Origin of the sequence: Cupriavidus sp. CuC1 (assembly GCF_044627735.1) — a bacterium.
In the GTDB taxonomy this organism is placed as follows: Bacteria; Pseudomonadota; Gammaproteobacteria; order Burkholderiales; family Burkholderiaceae; genus Cupriavidus; species Cupriavidus ulmosensis.
The window spans coordinates 1-14,037 of the sequence record NZ_JBIUHC010000216.1 but is presented as its reverse complement, the minus strand read 5'-3'; the positions used below and the strand labels follow the sequence as shown (position 1 = coordinate 14,037).

At 67.4% G+C, this 14,037-nt stretch carries 12 protein-coding genes; 2 read left to right on the top strand and 10 right to left on the bottom strand.

Going from position 1 to position 14,037, the window contains the following annotated elements:
• The 7 genes from ACGLHR_RS46820 to ACGLHR_RS46790 form a co-directional block, all read right to left on the bottom strand.
• Positions 1-998: FAD/NAD(P)-binding oxidoreductase (locus ACGLHR_RS46820; RefSeq protein ID WP_400102593.1), on the bottom strand; the 998-nt coding region annotated here is incomplete at its 3' end.
• A complete protein-coding gene (locus ACGLHR_RS46815) occupies positions 991-1,353 on the bottom strand; it encodes a (2Fe-2S)-binding protein (RefSeq protein ID WP_400102592.1) in 363 nt (120 codons plus the stop codon). The genes ACGLHR_RS46820 and ACGLHR_RS46815, both read right to left, overlap by 8 nt.
• Positions 1,343-2,470, bottom strand: a complete 1,128-nt coding sequence (locus ACGLHR_RS46810) for an NAD(P)/FAD-dependent oxidoreductase (protein WP_400102591.1) — start codon at positions 2,468-2,470, stop codon at positions 1,343-1,345. The genes ACGLHR_RS46815 and ACGLHR_RS46810 overlap by 11 nt, the downstream gene beginning before the upstream one ends.
• A 38-nt stretch (positions 2,471-2,508) precedes the next feature.
• Positions 2,509-3,303, bottom strand: a complete 795-nt coding sequence (locus ACGLHR_RS46805; RefSeq protein ID WP_267602430.1) for an ABC transporter permease — start codon at positions 3,301-3,303, stop codon at positions 2,509-2,511.
• A 28-nt stretch (positions 3,304-3,331) separates the two neighbouring features.
• Positions 3,332-4,267 (bottom strand): ABC transporter permease, encoded by a 936-nt coding sequence (locus ACGLHR_RS46800; protein ID WP_400102590.1) that lies wholly within the window; start codon positions 4,265-4,267, stop codon positions 3,332-3,334.
• On the bottom strand, positions 4,260-5,327 hold the full coding sequence (locus ACGLHR_RS46795) for an ABC transporter ATP-binding protein (protein WP_400102589.1): 1,068 nt from the start codon (positions 5,325-5,327) through the stop codon (positions 4,260-4,262). The genes ACGLHR_RS46800 and ACGLHR_RS46795 overlap by 8 nt, the downstream gene beginning before the upstream one ends.
• A 76-nt stretch (positions 5,328-5,403) precedes the next feature.
• Positions 5,404-6,435 carry an ABC transporter substrate-binding protein gene (locus ACGLHR_RS46790; protein WP_400102588.1) on the bottom strand — a complete coding sequence of 344 codons (1,032 nt, stop codon included), beginning with the start codon at positions 6,433-6,435 and terminating at the stop codon, positions 5,404-5,406.
• A gap of 199 nt (positions 6,436-6,634) precedes the next feature.
• On the opposite strand from ACGLHR_RS46790, the gene ACGLHR_RS46785 reads away from it, so the two are divergent.
• Positions 6,635-7,543 carry a LysR substrate-binding domain-containing protein gene (locus tag ACGLHR_RS46785; RefSeq protein WP_400102587.1) on the top strand — a complete coding sequence of 303 codons (909 nt, stop codon included), beginning with the start codon at positions 6,635-6,637 and terminating at the stop codon, positions 7,541-7,543.
• 67 nt (positions 7,544-7,610) lie between these two features.
• Here the strand turns inward: ACGLHR_RS46785 and ACGLHR_RS46780 are convergent, their stop codons facing one another.
• From ACGLHR_RS46780 to ACGLHR_RS46770, 3 genes are all read right to left on the bottom strand, one after another.
• A complete protein-coding gene (locus ACGLHR_RS46780; protein WP_400102586.1) occupies positions 7,611-9,341 on the bottom strand; it encodes a hydantoinase B/oxoprolinase family protein in 1,731 nt (576 codons plus the stop codon).
• Complete coding sequence (locus tag ACGLHR_RS46775; RefSeq protein WP_400102585.1) at positions 9,331-11,460, bottom strand: hydantoinase/oxoprolinase family protein; 2,130 nt, start codon at positions 11,458-11,460, stop codon at positions 9,331-9,333. Before ACGLHR_RS46775 ends, ACGLHR_RS46780 begins: the two co-directional genes overlap by 11 nt.
• 112 nt (positions 11,461-11,572) lie before the next feature.
• Positions 11,573-12,556, bottom strand: a complete 984-nt coding sequence (locus ACGLHR_RS46770) for a Bug family tripartite tricarboxylate transporter substrate binding protein (protein ID WP_400102584.1) — start codon at positions 12,554-12,556, stop codon at positions 11,573-11,575.
• A gap of 305 nt (positions 12,557-12,861) precedes the next feature.
• On the opposite strand from ACGLHR_RS46770, the gene ACGLHR_RS46765 reads away from it, so the two are divergent.
• Complete coding sequence (locus ACGLHR_RS46765; RefSeq protein ID WP_400102583.1) at positions 12,862-13,755, top strand: LysR family transcriptional regulator; 894 nt, start codon at positions 12,862-12,864, stop codon at positions 13,753-13,755.
• The last annotated feature ends 282 nt before the right edge of the window (positions 13,756-14,037 follow it).

Genomic DNA, 14,037 nt, shown 5'->3' with positions numbered 1-14,037 from the left:
AGCCGGCCTGCCGCGTGCGCGGCGGCCAGCCCGGCGAGCTCGCCTTGCAGGCGTGCCGCCAGCGCGCCGCCGATGCCGCGTCCGTCGCCGGCGATAGAGATGCCGGGAATGTCCAGCGCGCCCCATTCGTCCGCCTGCGGCTGCCAGCACAGCTGGACATCGTCCCACCGATGCGCGGCGCGCAGCGCCCAGGTGAACTGCGTATTGGGTACCACGCCCTGGTGAAGCAGCACGGTGCGGGTCTCGATGCGTTGTTCGCGCCCGCCGCTGGTGAAGCGCAGCGCGCGCACGGCATCGTCGCCCTCGACAGCCAGGCCGGTGGCGCCTTTGTAGAAGGGCACGCCGCTCTTCCTGAGCGTGCGCATCAGCGCCAGGCCTTTTTTCAGGTAGCGCCAGCCGGCCAGCGCGCCGCCCAGGTGGGATAGCGCGCGGCGATAGTCGGCGCCATCGGTGGTGTCGACAATGGCACGGATCGGCACGCCGGCGCGCGCATACTGCCACCCCAGCAGGTAGAGCAGCGGGCCGCATCCGGCCAGCACCACCGGCTCGGCGGGCGCCAGGTCGGCGCTCTTGAGCAGGATCTGCGCCGCGCCCGCGGTCATCACGCCGGGCACGGTCCAGCCCGGGATCGGGAAGGGCCGCTCCATGGCGCCGGTACAAAGAATGACCTGACCGGCTTGCAGGCTCGCCACGCCGCCATCGCGCAGGTAATGCACCACCCGCTCGCGTGTGACTTGCCATACTGCCGCGCCGGTGATGTGCTGCGCGCCGCTGGCGGCGAAGGCCTCGGCCAGGGCGGCGCCGGCCGCGTAGTCAGGCCCGAGGATGCGCAGCCGCTCCGGCGTGGCCGCCGTGATGGCGCGGTAGATCTGGCCGCCGGGGGCTTCCTGCTCGTCCAGCACCGCCACGCGCGCACCATGGGCGGTGGCGGCCACGGCAGCGGCCATGCCGGCCGGGCCGGCGCCGATGATGGCGATATCGAATTGATGCTCAGGCATGGTCAGCCTCCGTCTCGGTTGCCGTCTTCGGCGCCTTGAACGCGAGATCGAGTTCAAGGTCGCGCGCGCCATGCTGGCTGCGCACGGCCATGCCTTCGCGCACCTGCACCAGGCAAGCCTGGCGGCTGGGCTGGCCGTCGATCTCCATCAGGCATTCAAAGCACACGCCCATCATGCAATAGGGCGCGCGCGCAGCGCCGCTGACCGGCGTGGTGCGCAATGGCGTCACGCCGCTGGCCAGCAACGCGGCGGCCACGCTGCGCCCGCAGGGCACGCGCAGGGGCTGGCCGTTGAATTCGATCGTCACCATGGCGGCGCCGTTGGCAAGCGGGCGGAACAGGGCTTCAGTGGGCATGATTAAAAACCTGGTTGGTATCAAGGAAGCGGTCGCCGGTGAATACGTCGATGCCTTCGGGCGTGGCGCCGCCGCTGACCCACGGCGCCACGCGGAACACATGGGCGGCGGCCAGCGTGACGCCGCTGTGGCAAGTGGTGACGAATGCACCGGGGCGGGCGGCGCTCTCCTGGTAGATCGGGAAGCCGTCCGGCGTCATCACGCGCAGGGCGCCCCAGGCGCGTACCAGCTTGAGGCTGGCCAGCGCGGGAAAACTGCGCACGCCACGCCTGGCGATCGCGCCGAGCACGTCCACCGTCGTGCCGTCATCGAACCCGACATCTTCCATCGAGTCGCCCAACTGGATGGTGCCCTCGTCGGTCTGCCGCACGTAGGTGGTGGGATGGTCGAGGAAGTGCGAGGCCCGCTCGCCGATCAGGACCTGGCCGCGGTTGGGCGCCACCGGCGCATGCAGCCCGATCTGCCCGGCCAGCGCGCGATTGCCCAGGCCAGACGCCAGCACGATGCGGGGCGCCGCAAAGCGCGTGCCGCCGGCTTCCACGACAAAGCCCGCGCCATCGCGCGCAATCTGTCCCACGCCGTGCCGGGGCAGTATCCGGACACCACGGTGCTGGCATGCCGTGTGCAATGCGCGCAGCAGCTTGAGCGGGTTCGCATGGCCGTCCATCGGCGTGTAACTGGCGCCGGCCACGTCCGGGCCGATGCCGGGCAGGCGCGCGCCCAGCGCACCGTGGTCCAGCATCTCGAACGGATAATCGCCGCCAAGGTCGTCCTGGATGCGTTGCAGCCGCGCCTCGCGCGCCTGCATCTCCTCGGCGGAAAAGCAAAGGTGGAAGCCGCCCGGCTGCTTGAGTTGCACATCGATGCCGGTATCTTCCAGCAGCGCGGCGGCAAGCGCCGGCCATCGCCGCGCCGAGCCCATGGTCCAGCTGGCGTAGGGCGCCATGCCATGGCCCTTGCCCTGGACCCAGACCAGGCCGAAGTTGCCGCGCGAGGCACGCAAGGCATCGTCGCCCTCGTCCAGCACGGACACGCGCACGCCGTTGCGGGCGGCGCCGTAGGCGATGGCGGTGCCGACCAGGCCGCCGCCGATGACAATAAGATCGCTTGTGGTCATGATGAGAGTGGGTTGCGAAAGACGCCTGGCGCGGGCGTTCAGTTTTTGCCGATCAGCACGCGGTCGAGCCCGACGATGCGGTCCAGCAGCACCATCAGCACTAGCGTGCCGACGATCAGCACCGTGGACACCGAGGCCACCAGCGGATCGATGGTCTGGGCAATCTGGTTGTACATGGCCACCGGTAGCGTGGTGGTGCCCGGGGTGGCGACGAACACGGTCATGGTCAGCTCGTCGAAGCTCTGGATAAAGGCCAGCATCCACCCGCCCGCCACGCCCGGCAGGATCAGCGGCAGCACCACGCGCCGAAAAGCGGTGAAGCGGCTCGCGCCGAGCGACAGCGCGGCGTGCTCCGCGTCGCGGTCCAGGCCGGTCGCCGCTGCCAGCACCAGGCGCAGCGCATAGGGCATCACCACCACCACGTGCGTCAGCGCCAGCCAGAAGAACGAACCGCTGACGCCCACCGTGGTGAAGAAGCGCAGGAAGGCCACGCCCAGCACCACGTGCGGGATCATCAGCGGCGACATGAAAAACCCCATCAGCGCGCCGCGCCCCGGAAAGCGGTAACGGGTGAGCGCCAGTGCGCCCGGCACGGCCAGCGCCACCGCGATGGTGGCCGAGGCCAGCCCCAGCCAAAGCGACAGCCAGAACGCGTCGACAATCTCGTGGGCGTCGCCGATAGCGCGGAACCAGCGCAGCGAGAGCCCGTCGGTGGGCAGGGAGATATAGCCCTTGCCGGTGAAGGAGACCGCCACCACCACGAGCAGCGGCGCCACGATGAAGGCGATGAAGAGGCTGTGGTAGAGCAGGGAAAACAGTCCGTTCTTGCGCATGATCTTCTCTCTTTTTCTCTTGCCTTGCTCAGCCCTCGAACACCTGGCGGAAGCGCCGCTCCACCAGCCGGTTGCAGCCCACGATGATGATCACGTTGGCGATCAGCAGCAGCACGGCGATGGTTGCGCCGAGCGGCCAGTTCAGCGTGTTGAGGAATTCGTCATAGGCCGCGGTGGCGACCACCTTGAGGCGGCGCCCGCCAAGGATGGCCGGCGTGGCGAAGGCCGATGCCGCCAGGGCGAACACGATGATGCCGCCCGACAGGATGCCCGGCAGGATCTGCGGCAGGATGATGCGGCGGAACACGGTGAAGGGCGACGCGCCAAAGGCCAGGCCGGCGTTCTCGACCTGCGGGTCGAGCTTTTGCAGCGCGGCCCAGACGGAGATCACCATGAATGGGATCAGCACGTGGGTAAGCGCGATCACCAGGCCGGTCAGGGTAAAGACAAGCTTGACCGGTTCGTCGACAATGCCCATCCATTGCAGGGCCTCGTTGATCAGCCCGTTGTTGCCCAGCAGGATCGCCCAACCGAGCGTGCGCACCACCACCGAGATCAGCAGCGGGCCAAGGATCACGATCAGGAACAACGCGCGCCAGGGACGCTGCATGCGTGCCAGGATGATGGTTTCCGGCACGCCGAGCGCAACGGCCAGCATGGTCACGGCCAGTGCAAGGCCCGCGGTGCGCAGGAAGATCTCGTGGTAGTAGCTGTCGCCCAGCACCTCCAGGTAGTTGGCCATGGTCAGCTCGGGCAGCACGCCGCGCGTGCCGTCGAAGACATGGAACGACAGCAGCGCGGTGAGCGCGAGCGGCACCAGCAGCATCGCGGCGAACAGCAGCAGGGCGGGTGCCGACAGCAGCCAGGGCGCCGATCCGGCATGCGCATCGCCGCTGGCGGTGGCAGCCTTGGCGGGCGCGGCCGGGGCGCCGGAGGGCAGGGTGGAGACGGTGGTGTCAGCCATGATGTTGCTCCGCCGTCAGTACCCGCAGGTCATCGTCCGACCACAGCACGCTGACCGCCGAACCTTCCTCGGGCGGCGAGGCGCCATGGTTGGGCTGGCTGACGCGCAGCAGCCCGAGCGCACTTTGCACTTCCAGCATCCAGTGATTGCCCAGGAACAAGCGCGTCTGCACCGTGGCGGGGATGCCGCCGGCATTCGCCGGCGCCAGGCGGATCTTCTCGGGGCGCACGTAGACGTGCACCTCCTTGCCAACCTCGCGCCCCTCGTGCGGCACATGCGCGAGCGTGGCGCCCAGGCGCACTTCGCAGCAGCGCGGGTTGGTCTTTTCCACCACGCCGCGGATAGCATTGGTCTTGCCGAGGAAGCCGGAAGCAAAGGCGGACTGCGGACGCTCGTAGGCCTCGAGGGGCGCGGCCAGCTGCACGATGCGCCCGCCGTGCATCACGGCAATGCGGTCGCTCATGGTCATGGCCTCGACCTGGTCGTGGGTCACCAGGATGGTGGTGATGCCAAGGTGGCGCTGGATCGCGCGCAGCTCGATGTGCATGTCCTCGCGCAGCTTGGCGTCGAGGTTGGACATGGGCTCGTCGAGCAGCAGCACCTCGGGCCGGATGGCCAGCGCACGGGCAATCGCCACGCGCTGGCGCTGGCCGCCCGACAACTCGCGCGGGTAACGCTTGCCAAGGCCGCCAAGGCGCACCAGTTCCAGCGTCTCGTCGATGCGCCGGCGGCGTTCGGCGCACGCCACGCCGCGCATCTCCAGGCCAAAGCCGATATTGGCGGCCACCGTCATGTGCGGGAACAGCGCATAGCTCTGGAACACCACGCCCATGCCGCGTTTTTCCGGGCGCAGGGCAGTGATATCGCGGCCCTCGAGCAGGATGCCGCCATGGGTGGGCTCCACAAAGCCGGCGATCATCTGCAGGGTGGTGGTCTTGCCGCAGCCGGAGGGCCCGAGCAGGGAGAGGAACTCGCCGCGCCTGACCTCCAGGCTCAGGTTTTCGACGGCGTGGAAGCCACCATAGGCCTTGGCGAGACTGTCTAGAGTAAGGAACGTCATGGTCTTTTCGTGGTTGGCGCGGCGCCCCCCGCAAGAGGCTCCGTCTGTCGTGGCGACTACGGGAGGGGGCGCTGGCTCAGCGTTCCACGGTGCGGTTCCACCGGTTGGTCCACTCGGCGCGCTTGTCGTTGACAAGCGTCCAGTTGGTCGGCAGCAGCTTGTCGATCTGCGCCTTGCCATAGGGCACCTTGGCCGACACCTTGGCATCGAGCGCGGTCTTGGCATTGACCGGCCCCCAGCCCTGCGAATCCGCCAGCATGGCCTGCACATCCGGTGTCAGCAGGTACTGGACCAGCGCCTGCGCCTGCGCGGGCACATCGCTTTGCACCACCGGGCAGGCCGCGATCATCAAGGCGGGGGCGCCTTCCTTGGGGTAGACGAATTCCACCGGGAAGCCGGTATCCTTCAGGCTCTGCACGCGGCCGCTGCCCCACACGGCGAGCGAGATATCGCCGTTCTGGAAGAGTTCGGTCATCTTGCCCGGCGACGGTTCCCAGGCCAGCACGTTAGGTCCCACCTCTTTGGTCAGTGCGGTGAAGCCGGGTTCGATGCTTTGCTCGCTGCCCTTGCGCAGCTTGGCGAACATCACCAGCGTCTGCAGGCCGTAGGTATTGCTGATGGGCGGGATGGCGATCTTCTGCTTCAGCTTCTTGTCCGCCAGCGCCTCCCAGGAATCCGGCTTGGGCAGGCCAGCCTTCTTGAAGGCTTCGGTGTTGTAGGCCAGGCCGGTGGCCACCACGCCCACGGCGGTAGCCTTGTCGGTCAGGCGGGCAAGCGGATACAGCTCCTTGTACACCGGCGCATCCTTGAGTGTGTCGCAGAAACCGAACTGCACCGCCTGGTACATGGGGCCGTCATCGAGCAGGACCACGTCCAGCTCCTGCCGGCCCTTCTGCGCCTGCAGCTTGGCCAGTGTGTCGGTGGAGTTGCCGGACACATACACCACCTTGACCTTCTCCTTTGCTTCGAAGGCCGGGATGATCTTTTCCTTGAACAGCTTTTCGGTCGAGCCGCCGTAGGAACCCACATACAAGGTGGGCTGCTGCGCCACGGCTGCCGATGCCGAGAATGCCGCCAGGATGGCTGCCGCCACAATGTGCTGCTTCATCTTTCCCTTCCTCCGTGTGCACCGGTAATGGGCGGCGCTTCACCAAATCAATGCAAAAAAGTTATGGTTGCACCGCAACAGAAAATTCGGAAACAGGCTGCGTGAATCCTTGCTGCCTGGCATAGATTAGAGGGGCTGCCAACACTTGGAAAATTCTTTTTTTTGGCCTGTCCATAACATGGTGTTATAGACTTGCGGGATGAAGATCCGACAACTTGAAGCCTTCCGCGCCGTCATGCTTTGCCAGACGGTGACGCGCGCCGCGGAAATGCTGCACATCTCACAGCCGGCCGCCACCCGGCTCATTGCCGACCTTGAGGAATCTGTTGGCTTTGCCCTGTTCGAGCGTGTGCGCGGCAGGTTGTACCCGACCGCCGAGGCGCAGGTGCTCTATGAGGAGGTGCAGCGTTCATTGGTCGGGGTGGAGCGCATCGCGCTGGCCGCGCAGGACATCCGCGATCTGCAGCGCGGCTCGCTGCAGATTGCGGCGGCGCCCGCGCTGGCCTTGTCCTTCCTGCCGCGCGCCATCGCGGAGTTCCTGACGCAGCACGGTCAGACGCAGATCTCCATGCTGACGCACTCATCCCGCACCGTGGTGGACATGGTGGTGGGGCAGCGCTGCGATGTCGGCCTGGCGATCCTGTCGATGAACCACCCCAGTACGCATGGCGAGCGGCTGATCTCCACGCGGATGGTGTGCGCGCTGCCGGTCGGGCACCGGCTGTGCGCCGAGGCGGTGATCCGGCCGCATGACCTGGCGGGCGAGAAATTTGTCTCGCATCCGCGCGCGCTGGATTCGCGCCTGCAGATCGATGCGCTGTTCGCGTCCTATGGGATCGAGCGCCAGTTGCAGGTGGAAACGCAGGTGTCGTGGAGCATCTGCGCATTCGTGGAGGCGGGCCTGGGGGTGGCGCTGATCGATCCGATCACCGCGCTGGAGTATCGCGGCAAGGGCATTTGCTTTCGCGTCTTCGAGCCGCAATTGACCACGGATTTTTCCGTGCTGTTTTCGACCCAGCGGCCGCCGTCGCTGTTGCTGAAATCGTTTATCGCCCACACGCGTGCGTTCGCGCTCGCCCAGTTGGACCCGCAACTCGTGGTGGCATGAGGGTGGGTCGCCACAAGCGGCGCAGGTCCGACCGCGCCGCTTGTGCCGCTCGCGTGCCGCTCGCAGCTTAGGGCAGGTCGTCGACGTAGCCGGGATAGGCTTGCTGCGCCACGGCGGGCGTCACCTTGCCGTCGCGCAGGTCCCGCGCCAGTGCCTGGGCGCTGCGCTGCGCGGGATCGCCATAGCCGCCGCCGCCCGGCGTTTCCATGCGCACGCTCTCGCCGGCCTCCAGCGCGATATTGGCGGTCTTGGAGAACAGCTCGCTTTGCTGCGCGGTGCCGGAGTTCCGCACCAGCCGCGCGCGGCGGCCGTCATTGCCGCCATCGACGCCGGCGGGCACGCCCACCGTATGGCTGTCCGAGCGCGCGGAAAAGACTATGCCCGGCACCAGCGCGCGGATCTGCTTGGCGATGCCTAGGCCCCCGCGCGTGCGGCCGGCGCCGCCGGAGTCGGGAATCATCGCGTACTCGTCCATGCGCAGCGGATACTCGTTCTCCAGCGCCTCGACCGGTAGGTTGGACGTGTTCGTCATATGCACGTGCACCGCGTCCATGCCGTCGCCGTCATAGCGTGCGCCGCTGCCGCCGCCGATCGTCTCCAGGTAGACAAAGTCGCCCGCACGCTGGCGCAAGCGCCCGGAGAACACGATAGCCGGGCAGGAGTCATTGCCCGAGGCCATGATCTTTTCCGCCGGCAGCAGGCCGCGGAAGGCGCCGAAGATGGCGCCCGCTACCTTCTGCGCGGTGATGGAGCGCGCACCCACCGCCGCGGGCGGCTCGGGATTGGTGATGGTGCCGCGCGGCGCGCTGATGCTGATGGGGTCGAACATGCCGGCATTGGGCACGAGCTCCGGGTCCAGCAGCGCCTTGACGGCGTAGTACACGGTGGCGCGCAAAGCATTGATCGGCAGGTTCATGGCGCCGCGCGCCTGCTTGCCTGAGCCGGTGAAGTCGAAATGCAGTCTTCCTTGCGCCACGGTCAGGGTAACGCAGATGGGCACCGGATCGCCTCCCATGCCGTCGTCGTCCAGGTAGCTGGTGAACGTGTAGTTGCCCTCGCGCAGCTCGGCCACGCGGTTGGCCAGCCTGCGGCGGGTATAGCGGATCACGTCTTCCACCGAGCGCAGCACTGCCTCGAGCCCCATCTGGCGCAGTAGCCCGCGCACCGCCTCGGCGCCGCGCGCGTTGGTGGCCATCTGCACGCGCAGGTCCAGCATGCGTTCCTCCGGATCGCGCGTATTGCTGCAGACCAGGCGCAGCAGGTCGTCATTGAGCTCGCCGCCACGCGCGATGCGGCAGGCCGGGATGCGCACGCCTTCCTCGAAGATGCTGCGCAGCGTGCCGGCGATGGACCCTGGCACCCCGCCGCCCACGTCCGAATGGTGCGCGATATTGGCGGTAAAGAAGCGCAGCGTGCCTTCCCAGAATACCGGCGTGACGATGTTGATGTCAGGCAGGTGGCTGCCGTTGGCCAGGTAGGGGTCGTTGCAGATAAAGACGTCGCCGTCGCGGATGGTATCCGCGGGAAACTGTGCCAGCACTGCCTCGATGGCGCCATTCAGCGAGCCCAGGTGCAGCGGGATCTGCGTGCCCTGGGCCACCAGCCGCCCGGCCGCATCGAACAGCGCCACCGAGCAGTCCTTGCGCTCCTTGATATTGGTGGAGAACGAGGCCCGCACCAGCGTGTTGTTCATGTCCTCGGTGATGGACAGCAGCCGGTTGCTGAACACTTCCATCTCGATGGGGTCGGCCAATGCGTCCTGGCTCGGGTCTGCGGCGCGGGGGGATTCAATGGACATGTTCGCTTTCCTGGATTGCCTGGCTTGCTTTGATGCCCTGGCCTGGCTGGCTCGTGCGGTGGGACTCACGCTGGCCGTCGGCCACCGTGACAATGAGGTTGCCATAGGCGTCGACCTCGGCATGGTGGGTGGGGCCGAGCACGGTGGTCGAGCTCATTTCCTCGATCACCGCCGGGCCGTCGATACGCAGGCCCGCGCAGAGCCGGTCGCGGTCGTAGACCGGCGACAGGCGCCAGCCATGCGCGCGGCCGTGGTAGACCTTCCGTTCTCCCGTCAGGGACTGGGCCAGCGTGCCGCCGGCACGGGCCTGCGCGAGCGGGGCCTTGATGACGTTGCCGACCGCCTGCACCCGGCAGTTGATGATCTGCACCGCCCGTCCCGGCACCTGGTAGCCGTACTCGCGCGCATGCTCGGCCTCGAACGCCGCCAGGAAGGGCGCCAGCTGGTCGCCGTCGATGGCCTCCATGGGCACCTGGACCTCGAAGTTCTGGCCGTCGTAGCGGGCATCGATGGCGTAGTGCAGGCGCTGGCTGGCCGGCGCCACATGCTCGGCCTCGAGCCAGGCCTGCGCCTCGCCGCGCAACTGGGCGAAAGCACTGACCACGCCTTCCCAGCCGTCGCCATCGGCCAGCGAGATCTCACTGCGCACGAAGTCGAACGAGATATCGGTCAGCAGGATGCCGCGCGCGCACATGGTGCCAGGCTCCTGCGGCACGATCACTTTGGGAATGCCGCATTCCTCGGCCACCTCCACCGCATGCAGCGGCCCGGCCCCGCCATAGGCGTACAGCGCGAACCGCGACAGGTCGTAGCCGCGCTCGGTGGACACGGCGCGGATGGCGCGGCTCATATTGGCGTTGGCGATGCGGATGATGCCCTCGGCGGCGTCTTCCAGCGGGATCCCCAGCGGCGCTGCCACCTGCTCGGCAATCACGCGGCGGGCACCCGCCAGGTCCACCGGCATGCGGCCCTTGAGCAGCGCGACCGGGTTGAGGCGCTGCAGCGTGATCTGCGCATCGGTGATGGTGGGCTCGGTGCCCCCGCGCGCATAGCCCACGGGGCCGGGCACGGCCCCCGCGCTATGCGGGCCGACCTTGAGCGAGCCGGCGTCGTCACGCCAGGCGATGCTGCCGCCGCCCGCGCCGATCACGTGGATGTCCACCATCGGCGTCTTGACCGGATAGCCAGCCACGTGGCGGTTCGAGGTGAACAGCGGCCGGCCCGCGGAAATCAGCGAGACGTCGGTGCTGGTGCCGCCGACATCGAAGGTGACCAGGTCGGGCCGGCCGATGGCGCGGCCCACCGCTGCCGCGCCCACCACGCCGGCGGCGGGGCCGGAGAGGCAGGTGCGCACCGGATACTGGCGCACCGCGGCGGCCGACATCAGGCCGCCGTTGGAATGGATGGTGTAGGGCCGCTGGGCAATGCCCAGCTCGGCCACGCGTGCCATGAAGCGGTCCAGGTAGCGTGCCATGCGCGGGCCCACGGCAGCGTTCAGCACGGTGGTGGAAAGCCGCTCGTACTCGCGGAATTCCGGCAGTACCTCGCTCGACAGGCTGATATATGCGCCGGGCATGACCTCTTCCACGATGGTCCGGGCGCGCTGCTCGTGTGCCGGATTGCGGTAGGCATGCAGGAAGCAGATCGTCACCGCCTCCAGGCCGGCGGCGCGCAAGGCTTGCGCGGCGCGGCGCACGGCCGCTTCGTCCAGTGGCGTGACCACCTGGCCCTGCGCATCCAGCCGCTCCGGCACTTCGATGCGGTGCGCGCGGGGCACCAGCACCGGCGGCTTGGTCACGCTGTAGTCGAACAGGTGAGGGCGGGTCTGCCGGCCGATTTCCAGGATGTCGCGGAAGCCCTGGGTGGTGATCAGGCCCACCGCCGCGCCTTTGCGCTCGATGATGAGATTGGTGGCCACGGTGGTGCCGTGGCCCACGTGCGCCACCTCGGCGGGCGCCACGCCGTGCTCGCGCAGCAGTTCGGCAATGCCGCGCTCGATGGCCTCGGACGGGTCGTGCGGGGTGGAGGGGACTTTATGGAACTGCACGGCCCCGGCCGCCTCGTCGATCATGGTGAAGTCGGTGAAGGTGCCACCGACGTCGATACCGATTCGGTACATGTTGGGTTCCTGGGTTGCGCTGGTGAGGATGGGGAGCTGGGTGTTGGGGAGATCGGGAGTCGGACGCGCGCCTTGGCTGCCTGCCTGGCGGCAGGGGCAGCCCGGCAGCATCTCATTCGGGCTTGATGCCGGCGGCCGCCGCCACCTTGTGCCATTTGGCGATGTCGGTACGGATGAACTGCGTGAACTCCGCCGGGGACATGCCTGACGGCTGGGCGCCTTGCTCGGTGAGGTAGCCGCTCATCTTCTTGTCATGCATGACCGCCATCAGTTCGCGCGACAGGCGGCCCGCGATCTCGGGCGGCATATTCGGCGGCCCGAACAGGCCGAACCAGACAATGGCCTCGAAACCCGGATAGCCGGACTCCGCCACCGTGGGCACCTCCGGCAGCATCGGCGAGCGCGTGAGCGACGTCACGGCGATGGGTTTGAGCTTGCCACCCTTGATGTAGCTGTAGGAGGTCATCACCACATCCATCATGCTGTTGACATGCCCGCCGATCAGGTCGGCCATGGCGGGGCCAGAGCCCTTGTAGGGCACATGGGTGAGCGATACCCCTGCGGTGGACTTGAACAGCTCGTAGGCCAGATGGTTCGATGTGCCCTGGCCATTGGAGGCAAAGGCGTACTTGCCCGGCTCGCGCTTGAGCAGGCCCACGAACTCTTTCATATTGCCGGCCGGCACCGCGTTGTTCACCACGAGCACGTTGGGGATGGTGGCGACCATGGTGAGCGGCGTGAAGTCCTTGAGCGGGTCGTATGGCAGCTTGGCGAACAGGCTGGGCGCCACCGCATGGGTGCTCACCGAACCCATCAGGATGGTGTAGCCATCCGCCGGCTGGCGCGCTACGAACTCGCTGCCCACCGTGCCGCCCGCGCCGGGCCGGTTCTCCACCACCACGGTGCCCTTGACGCGCTCCCCCAGGTCCTCCGCGATCTTGCGCGCGATCAGGTCCGTCGAACCGCCCGCGGCAAACGGCACAACCAGGCGGATCACCTTGGCCGGCCAGGGGGCCTGCGCGTGCGCGCCGGTGCTGCCCAGCAGGAGCGGACACAAGACGGGGAGGCAGGACAACAGGTGCTTCAGGCGCGGCATCGCTTCGTTCTCCGTAGTGGGGGAACCGGCTGCGCAGCGCCCGCGTGCCCTGGTTTCGGGCTGGCAGGCTGGCCGGACCCCGTGCGCCGGGTACTTCGCCCAGCGGCATCGAGGCCGGCGCGACGAAAGCCGGTTGACCCCATATTAGGCAGGCCGCCGGCCGCTACGCGATACAGTCGCCTTTATACTGGTATCCATCAGACAAATACTGCGCGCCGCCGCTGCCATGGCTGCCAATGCACGTTGACAGCCTTTGGCGCTGGCACGGCGCTCGCTTAAGCTGTATTCCTAATGGATCCAAGCCCATGAAAAGTGCCGACCTGAACCTTGTCACGCACTTCGATGCACTGATTTCGTGCCGCAACGTGTCCCGTGCGGCCGAGCAGATGCAGCTTTCCCAGCCCGCCATGAGCGCGGCGCTGAGCCGCCTGCGGCGGCTGTTCAATGACCCGCTGCTGGTACGCGAAGGCGCGCAGTGGAAGGCCACCGCACGGGCGCTGGAGTTGCACCGGACCTTTGCCCCTATCCTGCAGCAGTGGCAAGCCGCCACCGCCCCGCGCGAGGAATTCTCGCCGGCCAGCAGCAAGCGGGTGATCTCCATCTATGCAACCGACTATGTCCAGTTCACCGTGTTGCCCAAGGTCGTGGCCAGGGTGGCGCAGGAAGCGCCGCATATGCAGTTGCGCGTGTTTCCCGCGCGCCTGCAGCACGGCCTGAGCATGCTCGAGACCAACCATGTCGAACTGATCGCCGGCTACTACCCAGAGCCGGCGCCCAACCTGCGCGCGCGCTTCCTGTTCGAGGAGCCCACGGTATGCCTGATGCGCGCCGGCCATCCCTCGCTGGAACGCCCTTGGAACCTCAACGCCTTCCTGCGCTACAAGCATATCGACCTGGCCGCGCATACCCGCTACTTCAGCGAGCGGATCGACCGTGCGCTGGAAGGGTTGGGCCGGAGCCGGCAACTGGCGGTCACGTTGTCGAGCTACCTGGCCTGCCCGCATGTGGTCGCCGCGTCCGACATGATCGCGACTTTGCCCAGCAGCGTCGCCAACGCCCTGGCACGCAGCACCGGTACGGTGATCAGGGAGGTTCCGATCTCCCTGCCGGCACTCAGCGTGTCCCTGTACTGGCATGAGCGCTACCAGACCGATCAGGGGCATGCATGGCTGCGGCAGGTGATCGGGGATATTTTTTGATGGCAACTGGTTAAGCAAGCTCAGCGATAGGTTTGTTCGACCAGCGTCCTCAATGCCGCCGGTTCGCTCCCCTCTCCCGCGCGCGGGAGAGGGGCTGGGGGAGAGGGCGGGCGCTCGTTATGCCTGCGTGCTGGAACACCATGGGCTTTGCTTCAAGTTGCTCCTAGCTAAGCCACCCCTCTCCCCGGCCCTCTCCCCCTGAGGGGCTTAGGTGTGCCCACATTTTTTGAACAACTAGCTGTTCTCCCTACACCCATCTCCACCGGACAGCTATTCATCCTG